The organism is Pseudomonas putida (assembly GCF_028682635.1).
Taxonomy (GTDB): domain Bacteria; phylum Pseudomonadota; class Gammaproteobacteria; order Pseudomonadales; family Pseudomonadaceae; genus Aquipseudomonas; species Aquipseudomonas putida_AE.
This window is the reverse complement of the sequence record NZ_JANHLK010000044.1, coordinates 1-23,242: the sequence shown is the minus strand read 5'-3', so window position 1 is coordinate 23,242 and position 23,242 is coordinate 1. Positions and strand designations below refer to the sequence as shown.

At 62.3% G+C, this 23,242-nt stretch carries 24 protein-coding genes and 1 pseudogene; 13 read left to right on the top strand and 12 right to left on the bottom strand.

Annotated elements, in window-relative coordinates:
• Positions 1-18: 18 nt before the first annotated feature.
• The 3 genes from NPS56_RS29565 to NPS56_RS29555 all read left to right on the top strand — a co-directional run bounded on the left by NPS56_RS29565 (position 19) and on the right by NPS56_RS29555 (position 4,091).
• Positions 19-528 (top strand): sigma-70 family RNA polymerase sigma factor, encoded by a 510-nt coding sequence (locus NPS56_RS29565; RefSeq protein ID WP_274077923.1) that lies wholly within the window; start codon positions 19-21, stop codon positions 526-528.
• Positions 529-531: 3 nt separating this feature from the next.
• The gene (locus NPS56_RS29560; RefSeq protein ID WP_274077922.1) at positions 532-1,485 is read left to right on the top strand and encodes a FecR domain-containing protein; all 954 of its coding nucleotides are present in this window, start codon (positions 532-534) and stop codon (positions 1,483-1,485) included.
• 116 nt (positions 1,486-1,601) lie between these two features.
• Positions 1,602-4,091, top strand: coding sequence for a TonB-dependent siderophore receptor (locus NPS56_RS29555; RefSeq protein WP_425313654.1), 2,490 nt, complete (start codon positions 1,602-1,604; stop codon positions 4,089-4,091).
• 145 nt (positions 4,092-4,236) lie between these two features.
• On the opposite strand, the gene paoC is transcribed toward NPS56_RS29555, so the two are convergent.
• Genes paoC through paoA form a run of 3 tightly spaced genes read right to left on the bottom strand, consistent with a single transcriptional unit; the run spans position 4,237 to position 8,008 of the window.
• Positions 4,237-6,435 (bottom strand): aldehyde oxidoreductase molybdenum-binding subunit PaoC, encoded by a 2,199-nt coding sequence (gene paoC, locus NPS56_RS29550; protein WP_274077921.1) that lies wholly within the window; start codon positions 6,433-6,435, stop codon positions 4,237-4,239.
• Positions 6,432-7,388, bottom strand: coding sequence for an FAD binding domain-containing protein (locus tag NPS56_RS29545; RefSeq protein ID WP_274077920.1), 957 nt, complete (start codon positions 7,386-7,388; stop codon positions 6,432-6,434). The genes paoC and NPS56_RS29545 overlap by 4 nt, the downstream gene beginning before the upstream one ends.
• On the bottom strand, positions 7,385-8,008 hold the full coding sequence (gene paoA / locus NPS56_RS29540) for an aldehyde dehydrogenase iron-sulfur subunit PaoA (RefSeq protein WP_274077932.1): 624 nt from the start codon (positions 8,006-8,008) through the stop codon (positions 7,385-7,387). The genes NPS56_RS29545 and paoA overlap by 4 nt, the downstream gene beginning before the upstream one ends.
• 196 nt (positions 8,009-8,204) lie before the next feature.
• On the opposite strand from paoA, the gene NPS56_RS29535 reads away from it, so the two are divergent.
• Complete coding sequence (locus NPS56_RS29535; RefSeq protein WP_274077919.1) at positions 8,205-8,885, top strand: GNAT family N-acetyltransferase; 681 nt, start codon at positions 8,205-8,207, stop codon at positions 8,883-8,885.
• Here the strand turns inward: NPS56_RS29535 and NPS56_RS29530 are convergent.
• Positions 8,866-8,973: pseudogene (locus tag NPS56_RS29530) on the bottom strand (outer membrane lipoprotein carrier protein LolA); the annotation flags it as partial. The gene NPS56_RS29535 and the pseudogene NPS56_RS29530 sit on opposite strands and share 20 nt — an antisense overlap.
• A 38-nt stretch (positions 8,974-9,011) precedes the next feature.
• A complete protein-coding gene (locus NPS56_RS29525) occupies positions 9,012-9,452 on the bottom strand; it encodes a hotdog fold domain-containing protein (RefSeq protein ID WP_274077918.1) in 441 nt (146 codons plus the stop codon).
• A gap of 147 nt (positions 9,453-9,599) precedes the next feature.
• Here NPS56_RS29525 and NPS56_RS29520 point away from each other — a divergent pair, with 147 nt between their 5' ends.
• On the top strand, positions 9,600-10,223 hold the full coding sequence (locus NPS56_RS29520; RefSeq protein ID WP_274077917.1) for a TetR/AcrR family transcriptional regulator: 624 nt from the start codon (positions 9,600-9,602) through the stop codon (positions 10,221-10,223).
• A 390-nt stretch (positions 10,224-10,613) separates the two neighbouring features.
• Here the strand turns inward: NPS56_RS29520 and NPS56_RS29515 are convergent, their stop codons facing one another.
• Both NPS56_RS29515 and NPS56_RS29510 read right to left on the bottom strand, forming a co-directional pair.
• On the bottom strand, positions 10,614-11,744 hold the full coding sequence (locus tag NPS56_RS29515; protein WP_274077916.1) for a P1 family peptidase: 1,131 nt from the start codon (positions 11,742-11,744) through the stop codon (positions 10,614-10,616).
• Between the two features lie 68 nt (positions 11,745-11,812).
• The gene (locus NPS56_RS29510) at positions 11,813-12,916 is read right to left on the bottom strand and encodes a polyamine ABC transporter substrate-binding protein (RefSeq protein ID WP_274077915.1); all 1,104 of its coding nucleotides are present in this window, start codon (positions 12,914-12,916) and stop codon (positions 11,813-11,815) included.
• 111 nt (positions 12,917-13,027) lie between these two features.
• Between NPS56_RS29510 and NPS56_RS29505 the strand changes: the two genes are divergently transcribed.
• A complete protein-coding gene (locus tag NPS56_RS29505) occupies positions 13,028-13,804 on the top strand; it encodes a helix-turn-helix transcriptional regulator (RefSeq protein ID WP_274077914.1) in 777 nt (258 codons plus the stop codon).
• Here the strand turns inward: NPS56_RS29505 and NPS56_RS29500 are convergent.
• A complete protein-coding gene (locus tag NPS56_RS29500) occupies positions 13,788-14,729 on the bottom strand; it encodes a class I SAM-dependent methyltransferase (protein ID WP_274077913.1) in 942 nt (313 codons plus the stop codon). The genes NPS56_RS29505 and NPS56_RS29500 overlap by 17 nt on opposite strands.
• Before the next feature lie 159 nt (positions 14,730-14,888).
• Here NPS56_RS29500 and NPS56_RS29495 point away from each other — a divergent pair, with 159 nt between their 5' ends.
• The 5 genes from NPS56_RS29495 to NPS56_RS29475 all read left to right on the top strand — a co-directional run bounded on the left by NPS56_RS29495 (position 14,889) and on the right by NPS56_RS29475 (position 17,918).
• Positions 14,889-15,506, top strand: coding sequence for a cytochrome b/b6 domain-containing protein (locus tag NPS56_RS29495; RefSeq protein ID WP_274077912.1), 618 nt, complete (start codon positions 14,889-14,891; stop codon positions 15,504-15,506).
• On the top strand, positions 15,503-16,288 hold the full coding sequence (locus tag NPS56_RS29490) for a molybdopterin-dependent oxidoreductase (RefSeq protein WP_274077911.1): 786 nt from the start codon (positions 15,503-15,505) through the stop codon (positions 16,286-16,288). Before NPS56_RS29495 ends, NPS56_RS29490 begins: the two co-directional genes overlap by 4 nt.
• A gap of 53 nt (positions 16,289-16,341) precedes the next feature.
• Positions 16,342-16,608, top strand: a complete 267-nt coding sequence (locus NPS56_RS29485) for a pentapeptide MXKDX repeat protein (RefSeq protein ID WP_274077910.1) — start codon at positions 16,342-16,344, stop codon at positions 16,606-16,608.
• Between the two features lie 188 nt (positions 16,609-16,796).
• A complete protein-coding gene (locus NPS56_RS29480) occupies positions 16,797-17,204 on the top strand; it encodes a response regulator (RefSeq protein WP_274077909.1) in 408 nt (135 codons plus the stop codon).
• A gap of 99 nt (positions 17,205-17,303) precedes the next feature.
• Entirely contained in the window at positions 17,304-17,918 is a 615-nt protein-coding gene (locus NPS56_RS29475) for an HAD-IA family hydrolase (RefSeq protein WP_425313655.1), read from the top strand.
• A 108-nt stretch (positions 17,919-18,026) separates the two neighbouring features.
• On the opposite strand, the gene NPS56_RS29470 is transcribed toward NPS56_RS29475, so the two are convergent.
• Both NPS56_RS29470 and NPS56_RS29465 read right to left on the bottom strand, forming a co-directional pair.
• A complete protein-coding gene (locus tag NPS56_RS29470) occupies positions 18,027-18,686 on the bottom strand; it encodes a methyltransferase family protein (RefSeq protein ID WP_274077907.1) in 660 nt (219 codons plus the stop codon).
• 27 nt (positions 18,687-18,713) lie between these two features.
• A complete protein-coding gene (locus NPS56_RS29465) occupies positions 18,714-19,658 on the bottom strand; it encodes a GlxA family transcriptional regulator (RefSeq protein ID WP_274077906.1) in 945 nt (314 codons plus the stop codon).
• A gap of 125 nt (positions 19,659-19,783) precedes the next feature.
• On the opposite strand from NPS56_RS29465, the gene NPS56_RS29460 reads away from it, so the two are divergent.
• A complete protein-coding gene (locus NPS56_RS29460; RefSeq protein ID WP_274077905.1) occupies positions 19,784-20,575 on the top strand; it encodes an SDR family NAD(P)-dependent oxidoreductase in 792 nt (263 codons plus the stop codon).
• 72 nt (positions 20,576-20,647) lie between these two features.
• Here NPS56_RS29460 and NPS56_RS29455 read toward each other — a convergent pair whose 3' ends face one another.
• Positions 20,648-20,956: a DUF2388 domain-containing protein gene (locus NPS56_RS29455; protein WP_274077904.1), complete on the bottom strand. Its 309-nt coding sequence runs from the start codon at positions 20,954-20,956 to the stop codon at positions 20,648-20,650.
• Between the two features lie 100 nt (positions 20,957-21,056).
• Positions 21,057-22,076, bottom strand: coding sequence for a GlxA family transcriptional regulator (locus NPS56_RS29450; RefSeq protein ID WP_274077903.1), 1,020 nt, complete (start codon positions 22,074-22,076; stop codon positions 21,057-21,059).
• 229 nt (positions 22,077-22,305) lie between these two features.
• Between NPS56_RS29450 and NPS56_RS29445 the strand changes: the two genes are divergently transcribed.
• A partial coding sequence (locus NPS56_RS29445) for a LysR family transcriptional regulator (protein WP_274077902.1) occupies positions 22,306-23,242 on the top strand: 937 nt, incomplete at its 3' end.

Here is a 23,242-nt window from a genome sequence, read left to right as displayed (position 1 = left end):
TTGTGTCGGGCTTTCTCCATGTCCTCTGTCGATCTCTCGCTGCAACAGGCCGTGCATACGCTTTACGAGGACCATCACGGTTGGTTGTGTGGCTGGCTGCGTAAACGGCTCGGCTGCCACCACCATGCGGCGGATCTGGCCCAGGACACCTTCATTCGCGTGCTGACCCAACGCAAGTCCTTCGAGCTGCGCGAGCCTCGCGCTTACTTGAGCACCATTGCCCGCAGCCTGATGATCGACATGTTCCGCCGTCGCGCGGTGGAGCAGGCCTATCTGGACACCCTGGCCAACCTCCCGGAGCCGGTGGCGTTGTCCCCGGAAACCCGCTCGCTGATCATCGAGACCCTGATGGAAATCGACCGGCTGCTCGATGGCCTGGGCGAGCGGACCCGGGAGATTTTCCTGATGGCCCAGCTCGATGGCCTGAGCTATGTCGAGATCGGTCGGCGCCTGGATGTCTCGGTAACCACGGTCAAGAAGCACGCGGTGCGCGCCCTGACGCACTGCCTGTTGCTGATCGAGGACTGAGCCGTGGCCCGTGTGCAACCGCTGGATTACGCCACCCTCGAAGCCGCCGCGCGCTGGTACGTCGATTTGCGTGGCGAGGTACCGGACGAAGCCCTGCGTGAGGCGCATCGCCGTTGGCTGGAGCGTGATCCACGGCATCTGCAGGCGTGGGAACGCCTTGCGCGCCTGCAGGACAAACTCGAACAAGTCACCCCCGGCATCGCGCGCCCGACCTTGGCCAGTGCCCGCGCCAAACGCCGCGATGTGCTCAAGGTCCTGTCGATTCTGCTGATGGCGGGCGGGGCGGGGACCCTGGCGTGGAACACCACGCCCTTGCCAACGCTGATGGCCGACCAGCGCACCGGCACCGGCGAACGCCGTCGGCTGCGGCTGGACGATGGCACGCAACTGCAACTGAACACGGCGACCGCGGTGGACATCCGCTACAACGACAACCTGCGTGAAATCCGCTTGCTCGAAGGTGAGATCTTCATCGAAACGGCGCGGGACGAGCGCGCGCGGCCCTTCCTGGTACACACCGCCGAAGGCAGCATTCGCGCCTTGGGCACCCGTTTTGTCGTGCGCCGCGAAGCGGACCTGACGCAGGTCAGCGTGCAGGAGCATGCGGTCGAGGTGCGCTCGGCCCACGTGCCGGGCACCGCCGTACGGGTCGACGCCGGCCAGCAAGTGAGTTTGCGCCAGGACGCCATCGAACCCGTGCAACGGGCCACCCCTCAGGCCGACGCCTGGACCCGCGACATGCTGGTGGTCAACGACTGGCGCCTGGGTGAGTTTATCCGGGAGCTGCAGCGTTATCGCCCAGGCCATCTGGGCTGTGATCCGGCGGTCGCTGCGCTGCGCATCTCCGGGGCTTTCCATCTGGCCAGCAGCGACACCATCCTCCAGAACCTGACCTCGACCCTGCCCGTACGCATTCGTCGATTCAGCCGTTACTGGACGCGGGTGGAGCCGGTTTGAGGATTTCCCGAAAAAAAAACTGCTCAGGGGTTACTGATTTCGATTCTCGTTCGACTTAGGTGTTAGAGGCGCACACAGACGCCGCCATTCACTGCCAACGGGCGAAAGGAAATTGCATGACCCCTCGTGATCCCCAACTCCGCATTTGTTCCGCCAAGCCATCCGTCAGACCCTTGACCCGTGCCGTGCATGCCGCACTGCTCGGGATGGCGCTGGTCGTTCCGTTGGGCATGACGATGACGGCAGCACCTGCCTGGGCGCAGACCGATGTCGAAACCGAGTTCGACATTCCGGCGGGTCCTTTGGGTTCGGCCTTGACCCAATTCGCCGACACGGCCGGGGTGACCGTTTCCTTCGAGCCAAGCGCTGCCAACGGCCAGCAAACCTCGGGACTGCGCGGGCGCTACAGCGTTGACGCTGGCCTGCGCCAGTTGCTCGCCGGGAGCAGGCTCGAAGCCGTGCGCCACGACAATGGCAGCTATTCCTTGTTGCCGATCGTTGCCTCAGGCGCGGCCATGCAGTTGGGCGCCACCAGCATTTCCGGAGTTGCCGTGGAATCGGCCTACGGCCCGGTGGACGGCTATGTCGCCACCCGCAGCGCCACCGGCACCAAGACCGATACGCCGATCCTGGAAATTCCGCAGACCATCAACGTGGTCACCGCCGACCAGGTGGAAGCCCAGGGCGCGCGCAACCTGACACAGGCGCTGCGCTACACGCCGGGGGTGAACACCGGTGGTTTTACTGACCGCAACTCGATTGCCGACGAGATCACCAGCCGTGGTTTCGCGCCGACGCCGCTGTACCTCGATGGCGCCTACATCCCGTACGCCGGCAGCCTCGGTGGCGCCCCGCAAATCGATCCCTACACCCTGGAGCGCATCGAAGTGCTCAAGGGGCCGTCGTCGGTCCTTTACGGGCAGAACCAGCCGGGCGGCCTGATCAACATGGTCTCCAAGCGCCCGACCACCGAGCAGCGCAGCCAGGTCAAGCTGGGGGCGGGCAGTTACAGCCGGGTCAACGGTGCCTTCGACACCAGCGGTCCGCTCGATGATCAGAAGCAGTTCACCTATCGCCTGATCGGTGTGGCCGACAAAGGCAACGAAATGGTCGAGCACAACGAAAGTGAGCGCATGCTGCTGGCGCCGAGCCTGACGTGGGCGCCGACTGAAGACACTTTCCTGACCTTGCTGGCGCAGGTCCAGCGCGATGACGGCGTACCCGATTATCAGTCGCTGCCGAGGATCGGCTCGCTCGACCGTGGTCCGAACGGCGAACGCATCGACCGCGATTTTTTCTCCGGCGACACCAACTTCAATGACTACAAACGTGACCAGTACATCTTCGGCTACGACTTCAGCCACAACCTCAGCGACGACCTGAAATACCGCTCCACGGCGCGCTACACCGACGTACGCGACCGCTACAAGGGGTTTTATCTGCGCAGCTTCGTCACCGATGACGCCGGCGTGACCGATTACACCCGGGCCTACCGCACCAAGCTCGACTGGCGCCAGCACAACATCGCCTACACCGTCGATAACAACCTGGAATACAAATTCAACACTGGCGCCCTGGAGCACACCACGCTCGCTGGCGTGGACTACCGGCACTTCAACCGCAAATACGACGGCTACAACGCCTACAACGTGTTGCCGGTGAACCTGTACGGCAAGAACAATTTCGACACCGGCAGCGTCACCCCGGTACTCGACACTAAATGGGATAACACTCTGCGCCAGACGGGTGTGTACCTGCAGGACCAGATCAAGCTGGACAAGTGGATTCTCACCATCGGCGGTCGCCAGGACTGGGCGGAGATCGACAACAAGGATGTGTTGGCCTCGACCCACGAATCCAAGCGCGATAACAAGTTCACCGGGCGGGTGGGCCTGACCTACGTCACCGATTTCGGCCTGGCACCCTATGTCAGCTACTCCGAGTCGTTCCTGCCCACCCTGGGCACGGCCGCACCCCAGCGCGGCGGCAAGTCCTTCGAGCCGACCGAGGGCCAGCAGTACGAAGTGGGCGTGAAGTACCAGCCGTTCGAGAAGACGCTGATCACCGCTTCGGTGTACGAGATCAAGCAGAAAAATGTCCTGACCGGCGACGATGATTATCCGGACTACATGTCCCAGAGCGGTGAAGTGCGCTCGCGCGGCGTCGAGCTGGAAGTCAAATCCAGCCTCGACAACATCGACGTCATGGCCGCCGCCAGCTACATGGACTCGTTCTACACCAAGGACACCTGGGGCAACGAGGACAACCGCAACGAAGCCCAGTCGCCGGTATCGGCCTCGATGTGGGTCGACTATCACTTCACCCAGGCCAGCCTCAACGGCCTGACCTTCGGTGCGGGCGCGCGCTACACCGGGCGCAAACCGGGGGATGCGGCCAACTCGTTCGATGTGCCGTCCTACGTCGTCTATGACGCTACCGTCAGCTACGACATGGGCAAGCTGGACCCGAGCCTGCGTGGTTTGCAGACCCGGGTGAACGTGCAGAATATCTTCGACCGTGAATACGTGTCGGACTGCAACTACGCGTTCGGTTGCTATTACGGGCAGGAGCGGGTGGCTTCGGTCGAGATGACTTACGACTGGTAAGTCGGTGTAGCGGCTGGCCTCTTCGCCGGCAAGCCGGCTCCTACAGTTGATCGCGTTCTCTTGTAGGAGCCGGCTTGCCGGCGAAGAGGCCGGTACTGCCAATACAACTTCTCCTGACAAACCGCAACGCCTCCAGCCCTGGTGCTCATATCATCGCCGGCATTTTATCCAGCATCTTGTCCAGGGTGATCGGGTACTCGCGTACCCGAATCCCGGTGGCGTTGTACACCGCGTTGGCGATGGCCGCACTGACGCCGCAGATACCCAGCTCACCAACACCCTTGGCTTTCATCGGCGAGGAAATCGGGTCGGTTTCATCGAGGAAAATCACCTCCTGGTGGGGGATGTCGGCATGCACCGGCACCTCGTAGCCGGCCAGGTCATGATTGACGAAAAAGCCCAGGCGCTTGTCCACCACCAGGTCTTCCATCAGCGCCGCGCCGACCCCCATGGTCATCGCGCCAATGACCTGGCTGCGGGCCGAGGTCGGGTTGAGAATGCGCCCGGCGGCGCACACCGCCAGCATCCGGCGCACGCGGGTTTCCCCGGTGGCACTGTCGACTGCGACTTCGACAAAATGCGCGCCGAAGGTCGATTGCTGGTACTTCTTGTCCAGCTCGCCAAATTCGATGCTGTCCTCGGCGACGATTTCGCCGGCCTGCGCCGCACTGCGCAATGGCATGCTTTTGCCGCCAGCCCGTACCTCGCCACCGACGAATTCAGCCTCTTGGGCGTTCACACCGAGGCGTTGCGCAACGGCCTCACGCAGTTTGACGCAGGCGGCATACACCCCCGCCGTCGAGCAGTTGCCGCCGAACTGGCCACCCGAGCCTGCCGAGACCGGAAAGCTCGAATCGCCCAGGTGCACCACCACCTTGTCGAGGCCGACGCCGAGCATTTCCGCCGCCGTCTGCGCGATGATCGTGTAGCTGCCGGTGCCGATATCGGTCATGTCGGTTTCCACGGTCACGGTGCCCTGATCATCCAGGCGGACACGGGCGCCGGACTTCACCAGCAGGTTATTGCGAAAGGCCACGGCGACGCCCATGCCGATCAGCCAACGGCCTTCGCGCTTTGTGGCCGGTTGCGCAGGCCGTTGGTTCCAGCCAAAACGATCGGCCCCGGTGCGCAGGCATTCGACCAGATGGCGCTGGGAAAACGGCCGCTCCGGTTTCGTCGGATCGACCTGGGTGTCATTGATGATGCGAAACTCGATGGGGTCGAGTTTCAGCTTTTCCGCCATCTCGTCCATGGCAATTTCCAGCGCCATCATGCCTGGCGTTTCACCCGGCGCGCGCATGGCGTTGCCTTCCGGCAGGTCGAGCGTCGACAGGCGCATGGTGACCCGGCGGTTTTCCCCGGCGTACAACAATTTGCTCGGTTGCGCGGCCAGTTCCACCTTGCCGCCGGGCAGGTCGCCGGACCAGCCTTCGTGGGCCATCGCGGTGATCTTGCCGTCGCTGCCGGCGCCGATGCGGATGCGTTGAATGGTCGCCGGGCGGTGCGTGCAATTGTTGAAGATCTGCGGCCGGGCCAGCGCCACTTTCACCGGCCTGCCGGCCATGCGCGCACCCAGGGCGGCAAGGACCGCGTCGGCACGGATGAACAATTTGCCGCCGAAGCCGCCGCCGATGTAGGGCGAAATCAGATGCACGTTTTTCTTGGGGATGCCGAGGGTGGTGGCGAGGTCCGTGACCGACCAATCGATCATCTGGTTCGAGGTCCACAAGGTCAGTCGGTCGCCGTCCCAGGCGGCCATCGACGCCATGGGCTCCATCATCGCGTGGGCCTGGTCGGGCGTGGTGTAGGTGGCGTCGAGTTGCACCGGTGCCGCCGCGAAGGCCGTTTCGAAATCCCCGTGCAGGGTGTCCGCCATCTGGTCCTTGGGTTCCACCGCCGAGCCGCGGGCGCTGGCGAGATCGAACGCGCCTTCGGTGGTTGAGTAGGTGATGTCCACCCGTTCCGCGGCGGCGCGCGCCTGTTCGAAGGTGTCCGCCACCACCAGCGCCACTGCCTGATGGTAGTGCTGGATCTCCGGCCCGCCGAGCAGCTTGGCGGTGTTGTATTTGCCTTTGCCGAGCTTGCCGGCATTGGCGGCGGTGACGATGGCGATCACTCCCGGTGCCGATTGAGCCGCTTCCAGGTTCATTGAAGCAATGCGCCCCTTGGCAATGGCCGAACCGACCACCACGCCATAGGCCTGGTTCGGCGCGACGTCGTGGTGTTCGTAGGCGTAGGGCGCCTGCCCGGTGGTTTTCAGCGGGCCTTCGATGCGGGGCGTGGGCTGGCCGATGACCTTGCCTTGGTCGATGGGGTTGGTGGTGGCCGGGGTTTCGAATTTCATGCCTGGGCCCTCGCTTGTGCCATCACCGAGGCGAGCGTGCGCTCGACCAGCGTCAGTTTGAAGGTGTTTTCAGGGGTGGGTGTGGCGCCGTCCAGCAGCTGTTCGCTGAACGCTTTGGCGCCTTTGGCCATGGCTGCTTCAGCGCTTTCCACGCGCCACGGTTTGTGCGCGACGCCGCCGAGGGCTACGCGGCCGGAACCGTCCTGCTGGACCACCGCGGCCACCGAGACCAGGGCGAATGCGTAGGAGGCGCGGTCACGGACTTTCTGATAGAGGTGCGTGCCGCCCAGCGGCGCTGGCAAGGTCACGGCAGTGATCAGCTCGTGGGCCGCCAGGGTGGTTTCGATGTTCGGCGTGTTGCCGGGCAGGCGATGCAGGTCGGCGATGGCAATCACACGGGTCGTGCCGTCGGGGCGAACCGTCTCGACCTGGGCATCGAGCAGACGCATGGCCACGGCCATGTCGCTGGGATGGGTGGCAATGCAGGCGTCGCTGACACCGATGATGCCCAGCTGCCGACTGAAGCCGCCGATGGCCGCGCAGCCACTGCCGGGCTGGCGCTTGTTGCAGGCTTGATGGGTGTCATAGAAGTAAGGGCAGCGCGTGCGTTGCAGCAGGTTGCCGGCGGTCGTGGCCATGTTGCGCAACTGGCCGGAGGCGCCGGCGAGGAGGGCGCGGGACAGCACGCCATAATCCTTGCGGATGCGTGCATCGGCGGCGAGGTCGGTGTTGCGCACCAGCGCGCCGATTCGCAAGCCGCCTTGCGGCGTGGCTTCGATGCGGTCCAGGGCCAGGTCATTGACGTCGATCAGTTGCGACGGCGTCTCGATGTCCAGCTTCATCAGGTCCAGCAGGTTGGTGCCGCCGGCGATGAAGCGCGAGCCATCGACCTGGGCGGCGAGCGAGGCGGCTTCGGCCGGCGACTTGGCGCGTAGATAGGTAAAGGGCCTCATGCGCTGGCCTCCGCGACTTCGGTGATCGCCTCGATGATGTTGGAGTACGCACCGCAGCGGCAGATGTTGCCGCTCATGCGCTCCTGGAGTTCGCTGGCGATCAGCCTGGGTGGTTCGGTTAGGCTCGGGCTTACGTGACTGGGAATGCCGTCGCGGATTTCCCCCAGTACCGCGACCGCCGAGCAGATCTGCCCCGGCGTGCAATAACCGCATTGATAGCCGTCGTGCTTGATGAACGCCGCCTGCATCGGATGCAGCTTGTCCGGCGTGCCGAGCCCTTCAATGGTGGTGACCTTCGCGCCTTCGTGCATCACGGCCAGGGTCAGGCAGGAATTGATCCGCCGGCCGTCGACGATCACTGTGCAGGCACCGCACTGGCCGTGGTCGCAACCCTTCTTGGTGCCAGTGAGCTGCAGGTGTTCGCGCAACAGGTCGAGCAGGGTGGTGCGGGCGTCGAGTTCCATCACCTGCTGTGTCCCGTTGACCCAGATCGACACTTTGCTCTTGACCGGCAGCGCGGCGTTGGCGGCCGCTGCCTGCGCAGATATGAACGGTGGCAGGATCACGGCCGCTGCTGTCACCACGCCCACGATCAGCAGCTCTCGTCGGGAAATCGTCATCACGTCGAGCATCGTTGCGCTTCCTATGGTTGATTGGCGATAACAGCCCTCATCCATTGACTGACCCTGGTGCCAAGGGAAATGTTCATGCGGATTTCGGCTATAGACTCATGTGTGTGGCTCATGAATCGATCAAGGCAGGCTCCGGCGCGGTATGATAGGCAGCCGCGCCCATTCTCCGGAGTCAGCCCCCGCAATGCCCCAGATCACCCACTACAAAACCCCGTGCCCGGAGTCGGTCAACAGTCAGATCCTGCAGCTGGTGGTCGACAACCTGACCGACATCAGCATGGTCGCCATCGCGCCGAGCAACCTGTTGTACAACATCTACCAGTACGCGATCGGCTACGAGGTGCACCTGTATCTGGAGGCTTTGAACGGGGCGAAAGGGATGGCGGTGGAGTTGATCGTTGCCACCGATCTGGACGATCCGGACAAGGTCGTCGGTTTCCTGCTGTACCTGCCGGTCAAGGACGATCCCGACGCCTGCAGCGTGGCCTATATGGCCGTGGATGCCGGCCATCGGCGCCAAGGCATTGCGCGCCGGATGCTGCGCGAGATGGTCGGCCGCTACCCGCATGCCGAGCTGGCCTGCGCCGTGGCCAAGGTGCCGTATTTCGAGTCGATGGGTTTTCAGGTGGTCGGTGCGCGCAGTACGCAAGTGCTGATGAACACCCGCGACCACGGCAGCGACGGTTTGAGGGCGCTGCTTGATGTGGCGCCGATCTACAGCTCGCTGGAGGTGCGGCAGATTCATACCTACCTGCTGCAAAAGCACGGCAAGCGCGCAATGCTCGATGCGGAGAAACAGCGTGACCGGCACCTGGACCAATTGACGCGCAAGGCCAGCGAGTTCGCCCGCGAACGGTTGGGATAACAGGTTCAACTGTAGGAGCGAGCTTGCTCGCGAAAAACCTGAGCACGCCGCGGGGTGTCAGGCTTCCAGCGTTATCGTTAACGATCATCGCGAGCAAGCTCGCTCCTACAGGGGGCCGCGTGATGCTCAGGACAGCTTCACATTCATGGTGATCCGTGCCGTGAACACCTTCTTGCCTTCCACATCGTGAATGTCCACCGGCACGATCTTGTCGCCTTCGCTGGTCCAGTCCACCGCCTCGCCGTCAGCCACCGCCGTCACATCGCTTTTGGCCTTGGCCAGGTATTCGACCGTCATGCCCTTGGGAATCCAGCGCGCACCCGCCGGGATTGACACGTCGGTCATCATCCCGGCCGCCAGTTCGGCCGCATTGCACATCGCGATCGCGTGCACGGTGCCCAGGTGGTTGGTGATTTCCTTGGCGAAAGGCACCTGCACGATCGCCGAACCTTTGCGCAAATCGGCAACAAGCGGGTTGATGGTGCTGAAGTACGGCGCCACCTGGCAGGCCATCTGGCTGAAGGCTTGCGGGCCGGCACTGTTGAACAGTCTGAGGAACTGACTCATGGGGTTGAAGCCTCACTGCGGGGTTGGTTAACAGAATGATGTTCCGTTACAGAATAATATTCTGTGACGGAACAGTATTCTGTCGGCGGGAAATCTGTCAACCTAGCGCCAGCCTCAACCGTTGATTTTTTTTGGACCCCATCCCGCATGGAAACTGCCGATTTACTCGAACGCTGCTACCCCGGCCGCCGCGCCGAACTCAAGCGCGACATCTTCAGAAAGGCCCTCCAACTGTTCAACGAGCAGGGCATCGAGGCCACCACTATCGAGATGATCCGGGCCGAATGCGATACCAGCGTGGGCGCGATCTACCACCACTTCGGCAATAAAGAAGGCCTGGTGGCGGCGCTGTTTTTCACCGCGCTGGACGATCAAGCCAAGCTGCGAGATAGCTACCTGGCCGACGCCCAAACCACCCAGGCGGGTGTGCACGCGTTGGTGCACAGCTACGTCGACTGGGTCGATAGCCAACCGGAATGGGCGCGTTTCCAGTATCACGCGCGATTTGCCGTCACCAAGGGACCGTTCAAGGACGAACTGGTCGCGCGCAACAAGGCGCGCAACAAGCTGCTGTTCGAGTGGCTGGGGGCTTCGGCGCGGGTCGACGTGTTGCGCGGTTATCCGCCGGAGTTACTGCCGTCATTGATCATCGGCCAGGCCGAGAGCTACTGCCGCGCCTGGTTGTCGGGCCGGGCCAAAGGCAGTCCGAAGGCGTACCGCGATCTGTTGGCGGACTCGGCGTGGCGTTCGATTGCCACCCAGGATCACTGACGCCCCCCTGTAGGAGCGAGCTTGCTCGCGAAAAACTCGAGCACGCCGCGGGGCATCAGACTCATAGCGTTATCGTTAACGACCATCGCGAGCAGGCTCGCTCCCACAGAGGATTTGCGGTGGGATTTTGAATGCACAAAGCCCGGCCAAATGCCGGGCTTTTTCATGTCGTTTTTTCGCGCAGTTAAAAAAGAGCCTCAAAGCTCTTTGATGGGGAGAAGTGGAGCCATTGAGGCTCAAGATGCGCATGAAGCAGGCGGTGAGCTTGATAGGGGTTCAGTGCACTCACCACCTACGCAACGGCTTGGACAAGCAAGCGGCTGCGCAACTCCATCGTAGGAAGATGGGGGTTGCGCCTCAAGTACCGCTAGTCGAATCCCCCCACAACTGTCAGCTTCGGCGATTGCGCTCCCCCGGCCAACCGGCCTGATTCAGGGCCTTGAGCAGGGTTTCAGCATCCAGCCCCGGCACCGCGTGGCCGTTACCTTCGGTCGTTTCGGCGGCGAGCAGGGCGTTGATGATGGCTTCTTCAACGGCTTCGGTGGCCGCCAGGAACAATTCGCTGATGTGATCGTTGTTGACCATGCTCAGGTTGTCGCAGGTCGGCGCTTTTTTGCTCTCGTACGCCGCCGGTGGTACGTGCTGATTGCCGGTGGCGAACGCGATGAAGATGTCACCGCTGTGGTCTTCATTGCCGCCGCCGGTACGGGCCAGGCCGAGGCTGGCGCGCTGGGCCAGGCGCGTGCATTGGTGCGGCAGCAACGGTGCATCGGTGGCCAGGCAGACCACGATCGAGCCCATGCCCGGATGCGGCAGCGACGCCTTGAGAAACGGTGAGTCGACCTGCTCCATGTAGCGCCCGACCGGGTAGCCATCGACGCGCAACTCATTGCGGATACCATGATTGGCCTGCACGATCGCGCCCACCGTCCAGCCGCCCTGGGCACTGCTCATGCGTCGCGAAGCGGTGCCGATGCCGCCCTTGAACTCATGGCAGATCATGCCGCTGCCACCGCCGACATTGCCCTCGGCTACCGGGCCGCCGACTGCCCTGCGCAGTGCTTCGGCCACATGCTCGACCTTGACGTGAAAGCCGTTGATGTCGTTGAGCAAGCCATCGAAAGTCTCCAGCACCACCGGCATGTTCCAGTAGAGCCGCCCGTCGTTCGGTTGCTGCTCACGGTCGAGCACGATCAAGGCATCGCGCACCACGCCCAGGCTGTGGGTGTTGGTGAAGGCGATCGGGCTGGTCAACAATCCAGCCTCGCGAATCCACTCCAGGCCCGTGGCGTCACCATTGCCGTTGAGCACATGGACGCCGGCGAAGCACGGCTGCTGGCTGGTGGAACCGGCACGGGGTTCGATCACGGTGACGCCGGTGACGATGTCGCGACCCTTGGCGCTGCGGCCGCGGACATTGCTGTGGCCGACGCGCACGCCGGGTACATCGGTGATGGCGTTGAGGGGGCCGGGTTGCAGTTGGCCGAACTGGATGTTGAGGTCGCGGGCACGTGGTTTCATCGGTTTTCTCATCTTCAAATTCATGGAGGAAAAAAGTGGACGCAGACCCACAGGGGGTAGAGGTGGACTTACTGGCCGTTCTTGACCTTGCTCCAGATCCGCGTACGCACGCGCTCTGTTGCAGGCGGCAGCGGTTGCAGAGTGAACAAGGTGGCCAGGGCCTCGGGCGACGGGTAAACCGCAGGATTGGTCCGTGTCGCCTCGGCCAACAAGGCTTTCGCGTTGCGGTTGCCGTTGGGGTAGTTGAGGTGATTGCTGACCGGGGCGATGACCTCGGCGCGCATCAGGTAGTCGATGAAGGCCAGGCCCTGTTCGGGGTGCGGGGCGTCCTTGAGCAATACCAGCGTGTCGAACCACACCGGCGCGCCTTCCTTGGGCAGGCTGTAGGCGATCTTCACGCCATTGCCGGCCTGCTCGGCGGTGGCCTTGGCTTCGAGCATCGCGCCGGACCAACCGACGGCGACGCAAATGTTGCCGTTGGACAGGTCACTGATGAACTTCGACGAATTGAAGTAAGCGATATGCGGGCGCAACTTCAGCAGCAGCGCTTCGGCCTTCCTGTAGTCCTCAGGGTTGGTGCTGTTCGGCGGCAGGCCCAGGTAATGCAGGGCGACTGGCAGCATTTCCGATGGCGAGTCGAGCATCGCCACGCCGCATTCGCCGAGCTTGGCCAGGTTCTTTTCCTTGAACACCAGGTCCCAGGAATCCACCGGCGCCTTGTCGCCCAGCGCAGCGCGCACTTTGTCGACGTTATAGCCGATGCCGTTGGTGCCCCACAGGTACGGCACGGCGTACTGGTTGCCCGGATCGTTGTTGGCCAGTTTCGCCAGCAGATCGCTGTCCATGTTCTGGAAATCCGGCATCTGCGCGTGGGGCAAAGGGGCGAGGGCGCCCGCCTTGATCAGGGTCGGCAAACTGAAGTTGCTGGCTACCACCACGTCGTAGCCGCTGCGGCTGGTCAGCAGTTTGCCTTCGAGAACTTCGGCGCTGTCGAAGGTGTCGTAGACCGGCTGGATACCGGTGTCGCGCTTGAAGTCATGCAGGGTGGTCGGGCCGATGTAGTCATACCAGTTGTACACGTGCACGGTCGGGCTTTCGGCCGCCACCGCGGTCAGCGAGAGCGCCAGGCAGGCGCCAAGCCCCAGATTGAAATACGAGCGGTGACCACTCATGATGCGGCACTCCTGGCCTGCTGCAGGCCGGTGATAATCAGGAGTTTGCAGCGTATCGACCGGGGTGGTCGTTACCCATTCCCATCATGGGTTACTCGAAAGGGGTAGTGCGTGGACGCATTGTTGAAAGAGTTGCCGCTGCACCAGGGACTGGCGCGAATGTTTGCCGCCGTGGGCCAGGACGGATTCTGGCGCGCGCTGGTCGACACCCTGCGCCTGCTGGTGCCGCTGGATAACGCGCTGGTGGCAGTCATGCAGGCCGGTCGAGTACCCAGGTTGCTGATCGATTTCGACTCCCGCGACAGTGCCCACGAGCATGAGGAACTGGCTGACTACAGCGCCGGCATGTACCTGCTCGACCCGTTTTACCTGGCCGTCTGCGCCGGCATCGCCGATGGCATGCACAGCCTCGATTCCGTGGCGCCCGACCAGTTCCAGCAGAGCGAGTACTACCTGAGCTACTTCCGCACGGTGGTGGGTGGCGACGAATTGCAGTTCATGCTCAACCTCGACGGCGCCGTCCTCGGTCTGTCCCTGGGCCGCTCGACCCGCTTTACTCTGGAAGAACAAGGCCGCTTGCTCTGCATGCGCGACTGGGTGCTGGCGGCGATGCGCCGGCACCTGCAATTGTTACCACCAGAAGGCCCCGCTGCCGAAGCGGTAGCCGGGGACCTGGCGAGCTTGCTCGACCGCTTCGATGCGCGCCTGACGGTGCGCGAAATCGAAACCGCGCGCCTGATTCTCCAGGGCTTCTCCAGCAAGGCCATCGCCCAGCAAATGGGCATTTCCCCGGAAACGGTGAAGGTGCACCGGCGCAATCTCTATCACAAGCTCAATGTGAACGGGCACGGTGAGTTGTTTGCGTTGGTGCTTAATCCGCCAGGGTAAACACCAACGCCTTCAACCCGCACTCGACATCGGCGTCGGGAAACTCTGGCGGGTTGTCCAGGCGTTGCTCGAACCGCAGGCTCGGCGCTTCACGGGTCACACCGTCGATGAGGAAATCCGCACCAAAGGCGGGGTCGTTCATACAGGCCAGCACCGAGCCCTCGGGGCTGAGCAGCTCCGGCAGGCGACGCAGTACCCGCTGGTAGTCCTTGGTCAGCAGGAAGCTGCCTTTCTGGAACGACGGCGGGTCGATGATCACCAGGTCGTATGGGCCCTTGCCGATGACCTTGCCCCAGGACTTGAACAGGTCGTGGCCGAGAAAGGTCACCTTGCCCAGGTCATGCCCGTTGAGCCGGTGATTGTCGCGGCCTCGGCTCAGGGCCGGGCTCGACATGTCCAGGTTGACCACATGGGTCGCGCCGCCCTCGATGGCCGCCACCGAAAAACCGCAGGTGTAGGCGAACAGGTTCAGCACCCGTTTGCCTTGGGCGTTGGCCCGCACCCAGTCGCGGCCGTAGCGCATGTCGAGGAATAGCCCGGTGTTCTGTTTGCGCCCCAGGTCCACTCGATATTTCAGCCCGCCCTCGGTGATGGTCATTTCCTCGATGACGTCCCCGAGTAGCCATTCGGTGGTGCTTTGCAGCAGGTAGCGATGTTGCAGCAGCAGGGTGTGGGCGCCGGATTGCGTCCATGCCGCTGACTGCGTGAGCTCCAGCAACAGCGCTTTCAACGCCTCCAGCTGCGCCGTTTCCGGCTCCTTGAACAGCGCCACCAGCACCACGCCCTGCAACCAGTCGACGGTCACTTGCTCCAGCCCCGGCCAGCAGCGGCCACGCCCGTGGAACAGACGACGAGTTTCGGCGGGGGCGGCCGCCAGGGCTGTCAGCAGGTGTTCGTTGAGGGTGGCGAGGGCTTCAGGGTTCATCGGTCTGGGGTCGGCAATCTTTGGGGGGCGGCATTTAACCATAGTTACACCCAAAACACTGGGCAGTCAGTTATCACGATTAATTTAACTTTACGTGAGGATTTGGCGAACTTGCGGCTTCCATAATCGGCTCCAACGAACAACAACCGGGAGCCGGCCATGTCGCAGCCAACTGCTTCACCCAAGGCCAGCCATCCACGCTGGCTGCGGCTCACCCACTGGCTGAACGCCCTGGCGGTGCTGGTGATGGTCACCAGCGGCTGGCGCATCTACAACGCCTCGCCGCTCTACGACTTCAGCTTTCCCACGTCGATCACCCTCGGCGGCTGGCTCGGCGGCGCCCTGCAATGGCACTTCGCGGCGATGTGGTTCCTGGGCATCAACGGCCTTGTCTATCTGGCCTGCAACCTGTTCAGCGGGCGCCTGCAACGACGCTTTTTTCCGGTCTCGCCCAAAGGCGTACTGCATGACCTGTGGGCCGCGCTGCGCGGCAAGCTGGGGCATGCGGACCTGAGTCACTACAACCAGGTGCAGCGTGTGGCGTACCTGTTCGTGATGGTCGACATCACGCTGCTGGTGCTCTCCGGGCTGGTGCTGTGGAAGTCGGTGCAGTTCCCGCTGTTGCGTGAATTGCTGTGGGGCTACGAAGGCGCGCGGCGGGTGCATTTTTTCGCCATGGCGCTGTTGGTGGCCTTCGTTGCGGTGCATCTGCTGATGGTCGCGCTGGTGCCAAAAACACTGCTGGCCATGCTTGTCGGTCGCAAGGAGCACGTATGAAAAAGCGCAGTCAAGACGCCGGGCTGGACGAGTCATCCATTCTCATCGACGCCCGGAAAATCCTCGCCCCGCAGATCGAAGACCGCTCACGCCGCTCGTTCCTGCTGCGTGGCCTGACCCTCGGCGGTGTGGCCATGTTGTCCGGTTGCAACCTCACCGACAACGACAGCGTCGAGACCGCGTTGTCGTCCATGTCGCGCTTCAACGACCGGGTGCAAGGCTGGCTGTTCAACCCCAATGCCATGGCCCCGACCTATCCGGCGTCGATGATCACCCGGCCATTTCCTTTCAATGCCTTCTATGGCATTGACGAGGCGCCGACGGTGGACGAGGAGAGTTATCGACTGGAAGTCACCGGCCTGGTCGCGGACAAGCGCAGTTGGCGCCTTGAAGAACTGCGCGCCATGGCACAGACCGAGCAGATCACCCGGCACATCTGCGTCGAAGGCTGGAGCGCGATCGGCCGTTGGGGTGGCGTGCGCTTCAGCGATTTCCTCAAACGGATCGGCGCCGACACTGATGCCAAGTACATCGGCTTCAAGTGCGCCGACGACTACTACACCAGCATCGACATGGCCACGGCACTGCATGCGCAAACCCTGTTGACCCTGACCTACGACGGCGCCGTGCTGCCGCGCGAATACGGCTTCCCGATGAAGCTGCGCATGCCCACCAAGCTCGGCTACAAGAACCCCAAACACATCCAGGCGATCTTCGTCAGCAACACCTACAGCGGCGGCTACTGGGAAGACCAGGGCTACAACTGGTTTGGTGGCAGCTGACGAGAATCCGCCATTCCCCCTCGTCCACACACCCTGCATCAAGGAGTTTCATCATGAAGAAGTTGACCACCGTTGTTCTGTCCATGTGCCTGGCCGTCGGTGCTGCCAGTGTTTTTGCTGCTGACACCATGAGCAATGATTCGATGTCCAAGGACGCCATGTCGAAAGATGCGATGAAGAAGGACACGACGTCCAAGGATGCCATGAGCAAGGACGCCATGAAAAAAGACGCGATGTCCAAGGATGCCATGAGCAAGGACGCCATGAAGAAAGATGCCATGTCCAAGGACGCGATGAAAAAGGACGCCATGTCCCAGTAACTCCAATCCTGTCCTGGGGGGGCACGCGGCTTGCCCCCCCATGACGATTGATAGCACAAAGCCTCGCAACCACCGATTTCGTCGACCGCCTGTATCAAAAATGAATTTCCGCGGATACCGTTGCTCATACCTGTAGGTAGCGGATTTAGAGCCCGCGAAAACTTTAGTACGATCAGGGAGCAGCAGTCATGGGTCGAGTATCGACGGCGGGCGAACACCTTCCTGGCGGGTTGATTCTGGTGGTTGAAGACGACCCGCTGATCCTGGAATTTCTCTGTGAAATTCTTCAGGACGAAGGTTATGTGGTGCAGCCGCAATCCAGTGCGGATGCGGCGTCGGTGTACCTGCAGGGGCACGCTTCGGAAGTGGGTTTGTTGCTGACCGACATCACCATGCCGGGCACGCTCAACGGTGCCGATCTGGCCAACCTGTTCGGTGATCGCTGGCCGGACAAACCGATCATGATCATGTCCGGATTTGAAACCCCGGAAAGTTCAGGGGTCAGGCATGAAGTGTCGTTCATCAAGAAACCCTGGGCGCTCGGGCAACTGCTCGATTGTGTGGATGGCGCTCTGAAATCCCGCCGTACCTTGTGATCCTGTACATTGCAGTATCCGCTGATCCTTGAGAGGAAGGACCCTTTGCCTGTTCCCGATACCATTTTCAATGTCCCGTACCGTGCCTTCCTGTTCGACATGGATGGCACCATCCTCACCTCGATAGCCGCAGCCGAGCGAGTCTGGGCCAGGTGGGCCGTTCGCCACGGCGTCGATGTAGAGACCTTCCTGCCCACCATCCACGGTGCCCGCGCCATCGATACCATTAATCGCCTGGCCTTGCCTGGCGTCGATGCCGAGGCAGAAGCCGCGTGGATCACCCGTGCTGAAATCGAGGATGTCGACGGCGTTGAAGAGGTGGCTGGCGCGGCGGGTTTTCTCCAGTCGTTGCCGGCTCATCAATGGGCCATCGTCACCTCGGCACCGAGGGCGCTGGCGTTGCGGCGGATGGCCGCCGCGGGGATTCCCGAACCGGATGTGATGGTCACTGCCGAAGATGTCAGCGCCGGCAAACCCGACCCGGCGGGTTATCGATTGGCTGCGCAGCGGCTGGGTGTCGAGATCAGGGATTGCCTGGTGTTCGAGGATGCGACGGTAGGCATCCTGGCGGCCGAGGCGGCGGGGGCGGATTTGTTGATCGTCACGGCGGCGCATGAGCAGCCGATTGTGACGGCGCATGCGACGTTGGGGAGTTATGACACGGTTGTTGCCCGCTTGGATGTGGACAGTTTCATCAGGCTGCAGAAAATCTGAATGTGGGAGCGGGCTTGCTCGCGAAAGCGGTGTATCAGTCGACATTTCTGTTGTATGACACGCCGCCTTCGGGAGCAAGCCCGCTCCCACAGTGGGGTTGTGTATGGCTCAATAAATTTTGGGGATCAATCGCCAGCTGCGGGCGCAATAAGCTTCGTATTCATCGCCAAACTGTGTCCGTAGCAGCGCCTCTTCCGAATGTATCCGCGCAATCAACGGAATCACCGTCAACGCCGCCAGCAACAACCCCACCCCCGAGCGAAACGCCAGCGCCCAACCTACGGCAATCACCAGCATCCCCAGATAACTGGGGTTACGCAGGCTGCGATAGATCCCATCGGTCACCAGGCGATGGCCCGGCTGGATCGCCACCAGTCCACTGAAGCGTTTGCCCAGCACGAACACCGGCCACAGCCGCAGGGCGCCGCCGATGATGAACAGCAACGCGCCCAGCCAACGCACGCCCTCACCACCAAAGGTCCAGAAGTCGATCCGGTCGGTGTACGCGGGCAAGAAACCACTCAACAGTCCGATCACCCCGAACGCCGGCAGCACCCAGCGATTGGCCCGGTCTTCGCGTTCGCCGGAACTCAGGTTGACCTCGGTAAACAGCGAAGCGATGACCATGGCGAGCGTTGCCAGCGCCACCACCACCAAGGCGGCATGGGAGAAAAATGCGGCAAAGCCGCCCAGCCCCCAAATCGCCAGCCAAAGGTAGGCGAGGGTGGAGACGAAGGCGAAAAACGCCAGTTTGGCCGAGATTTTCATGATGTCTCCACAGGTGAACACACCCCGTCATTGTACCTCTGACCGTGCATTGCGCCTGATCACCTGGGGTGGCTGCCCGAACGCTCGAAGGAAGGCTTCGCGCATGCGCCGAGGGTCAATAAAACCGGTTTCCAGGGCGATCTGGTCCAGCGTCAGGCGCCCGCGTTCGAGCAGCTGCCGTGCCGCTTCCAGGCGCAGGTTCTCGATGGCTTTGGCCGGCGACTGACCGGTTTCGGCGCGGAACGCACGGCTGAACTGGCGCGGGCTCAGCCGCGCCTCTTGCGCCAGTTGTTCCACCGATAACGTCTGGGCCAGGTGTTCCCTGGCGTAGGTGAGGACAGTCTGGATACGGTCGGATTTCGGTGCCAGTTCCAGCAGCGCCGAGTGTTGCGACTGGCCGCCGGCACGGCGGTGGTACATCACCAGTTTCTGCGCCACGGCACGCGCGAGTTCGCCGCCGTGATCCTTTTCCACCATGGCCAGCGCCAGGTCGATACCGGCGGTCATGCCGGCGGAGGTCCAGATCGAGCCGTCGATCACGTAGATGCGGTCGGGTTCAACCTTGATCGATGGAAAGCGTTCCTGCAGTTGTCGCGCATAGGCCCAGTGCGTGGTGGCCCGGCGGCCCTCGAGCAGTCCGGCCTGGGCCATGACAAAGGCGCCGGAGCAAATCGACGCGGTGCGGCGCGCGGTCCTGGCGCTGGCCCGCACGTAGTCGAGCACGCCCTCGGGCGCCTGTTCGAGGATGGTGTCGCCGCCCACCACGATCACCGTGTCGAACAGCCGTTCACCGAACGCTTCGGTGCCGACGTTCAGGCCACCGGAAGCGCGCAAGGTGCGCCCGTCTTCGGACAGTACACGCACGTCATACAGGGCTTCGCCGGCGCTGAAGTTGGCGTACTCGAACACCGGCATGGCGGCCAGCGCCATGGACTGGAAACCCTCGAAAACCACGAACGCCACGCTGATCATCGCCAGGTCCTCAAAACGCTGATGGCAGAAAAACGTAGGTTAAACGTCATTTGAGACGAGCGCGAGACCATTTATAACTGCGCTCACCGGGCGATTGTCTCGCCTCATTGTGAAGGAAATTGCACATGGCTCTCTCTTCCAAAGGTACCGCGCTGATCACTGGCGCTTCTTCCGGCATTGGCGCGGTGTATGCCGGCCGTCTCGCCCGGCAGGGTTACGACCTGATCCTGGTCGCTCGCAGCCAGGCAAAACTCAACGCCTTGGCCACTCGCCTGAGCGACCAGACGGGCCGCACCGTGGAGGTGGTCGCCGCGGATCTGAAAGACAAGGCTGACTTGTCGCGGGTCGAACAGATCCTGCGCAGCGACGCGAGCATCACCCTGTTGGTCAACAACGCCGGGGTCGGCGCGGTCATGCCGTTGCTCGGCAGCCCGGTGGATGACATGGAAGACATGATCAACCTCAACATCACCGCGCTGACACGCCTGGCTTATGCGGTGGTGCCAGGCTTCGTCGCACGCGGTGCCGGAACCGTGATCAACATTTCCTCGATCGTCGCCATCGCCCCGGAAATCCTCAACGGCGTGTACGGCGGGACCAAGGCGTTTGTCCTCGGCCTGAGCCAATCGATGCACCGGGAACTGGCCGATAAGGGCATTCGCATCCAGGCCGTGCTACCGGGCGCGACCGCCACCGACTTCTGGAGCGAGGCCGGAAACCCGGTAGAGAACCTGCCACAGGAGATCGTGATGTCCGCTGAAGACATGGTCGATGCGGCGCTGGTGGGGCTGGAGAGGGGGGAAGTGGTGACTATTCCAGGCTTGCATGATGGTGAGCAGTGGGATCGTTATGAAGCCCAGCGCCAGGTGCTGTCCGGGTTGTTTGGCAACTCTACGTCGGCACCGCGTTATCGTTGATTGAAAGATCGCAGCCTCGCTTCGCGAGACATCTCCTACAGGCGAAGCGAGGCTGCGATCTTTAAATCTCGGTTATTGGCCTTCCTGGACAAGAATGGCGCGAGCCAGTTCTTCGTCGCTGGCGCTGTTGAGGTCGGGATGTTCCTGGCGCACCCGCTGCATGACCTGCTCCAGGTAAACACCGCGAATCGCGCCACCACTGGCCACGAAGCTGGAGGCGTCATCCCGGGCGGGAATCATCAGTTTGTCATCCTTGAACGTCGAATACAGCGAGGCGGAAACCCCCGCTGAGGTGGCGACATCTTTCGCGTCGACATCGGCCATCGCGGAGCCCACGGGTAAGCACAGCAAAAGGGAAGAAATGATAATCAGACGGCGCATGACGTAGTCCTCTGAAGGCGTGATGCAAAAAGGAAGTACCTCACCCTTAGGATGCACAACTGTCGACAGGAGTTCCCTTGTCGATGCTTGAACCGGCGATTCAGCGGGAAAACCGGTTGCGATAATCCCTCGGCGAAACCCCCAGGTTGCGCTGGAAGGTCAGGCGCATGCGCTCCTCGTCACCGAAGCCACACAACCGGGAAATTTGATCGATGTTGCGCCCGGAATCTTCCAGCAGACGCCGGGCGGCTTCCACGCGCAGCACTTCAACGGCCTTGGCCGGGGTGCGGCCGGTCTTGAGTTTGTAGACCCGGGCAAAGTTGCGCGGGCTCATCTGCACCTGTTGGGCGAGTGTCTCGACGGTGAGGTTGGCACCGGACAGGTTCTGCGTGATCCACAGGTGCAGGTCATCGAAGGCCGCGCCTTCGCTGGTTTGCGCTTGCAGCAACTGGCTGTACTGCGCCTGGCCACCGGGGCGCTTGAGGAACACCACCATTTCCCGAGCCGTGAGCAGCGCCAGTTCCCGTCCGCAATCTTCCTCGACCAACGCCAGTGCCAGGTCGATGCCGGCGCTGACCCCGGCGGAAGTCCAGACCGAACCCTGCTGGACAAAGATCGCATCGTGGTCGACTTCGATGGACGGATGGCGCTCCTTGAGCATGCCGCACATTGCCCAATGGGTGGCGGCGCGCCGACCTTCGAGCAATCCGGCCTCGGCGAGCAGGAAGGTGCCGCTGCACACCGAAGCGGTGCGCCGCGCATTACTCGATGCCTGTTTGAGCCAGTCGACCAGGCTCAGGGAGTTGTTCATCGCCAGGATAATGGCCGGGGCACCGGGAACGATCAGCGTGTCGATCGATTGGTCGTCGAAGGCGCTCAATGGCAGAGTATCGACGGCCAGGCCCTCGGCAGTCTGGATCAGGCCCCCGGTCAGGCTGGCGGTCTGCAGCTTGTAACCTGGCAGGTTGCTGCTGTTGAGGTAGCGCGAGGCCGCCCAGAACACGGTTTGCGCGCCGGTCAAATCCAGCAGGCCCATTTCGGGGTAGGCGAGGAATACGATCAAGCGCGGTTGGTCAGACGGAGACTGGGAGGTGACGGAAGTGCTGGCGATATCGTTCATGGGCTTGTGCATTGACTCGTTGGAATAATGATAATTCGCAAACGGTATAAGCGTTATCGCAGCTGGTCGGCTGTCCGCAATTCAGGGTTTTATGTCATTAGTCGGGGGAAACTTCAAGTTCACCCACTCGTGAAAATCCGGAATAATTGCATTGTCATTACCTGTCTGTTTTCGCACAAAAAGCCAGCGTACCCTTGACGATTCGCTATTGAATCGAGCACACACAGACATGGTTCCTTCCCTTGGCAGCATCGCTTCACGCTTGCGCCTCAAACAACTGCGCCTGTTGATCGCGCTGGATGACCGCGGCTCCCTGCACAAGGCCGCCGAGCAGATTTCGATTTCCCAGTCCGGCGCCACCAAGGCCCTGCAGGAGGTTGAGTCGCTGCTCGGCATGCCGCTGTTCGAACGCCAGCCCAAGGGCCTGGTGGCCAATGAGATGGGGCGATGCATGATTCGTTATGCGCGGCTGATCTACAGCGACGTGGAGCACCTGCGCGAGGAAATGGTCAGCATCATGCGCGGCCAGGGCGGGCGTTTGTCGGTGGGGGTGATCATGGGCGCGGTGCCGTTGCTGACCCGGGCATTGACCGAGTTGCGCCTCAAGCAACCGGAGTTGTCGGTGGAACTGGTGGAAAACACCAGCGCCACCTTGCTTGGGCTGCTGGATCAGGGGCGCCTGGACCTGGCCATCTGTCGAACCAGCGTCGGCCAGCGTTCGGACGCCTATGACTGCATCGAACTGAGCGAAGAGCCCTTGGCCGTGGTTGCCAGCAAGGATCATCCGCTGGCCAGCGCCGAGTCGTTGCAGCTGGCGCAATTGAGCGATTATCGCTGGGTGGTCTACCCCAAGGACATGCCGATGCGCCAGGCCCTGGAGCGGGAACTGAACGAGGCAGGGCTGCAGATCCCGCGTTATCCGCTGGAAACCTCGTCGACCTTCGGCACCATTCTGCTGGTGCAACAGGACCCGACATTGCTGGCGGTGATCCCGGGGGAAGTGGCGGAGTTCTGCGAAAAATTCGATTTGCTGGTGAAGCTGCCGGTGTCCTTGCGTGCGCTGATCGAGCCTTACGGGGTGATCAGCCGGGCCGGCGCCGATCTGTCCCCGGCGGCGACGCTGCTGATCAACGAGTTGCAACGGGACCCATGTCCTGAACGGAACC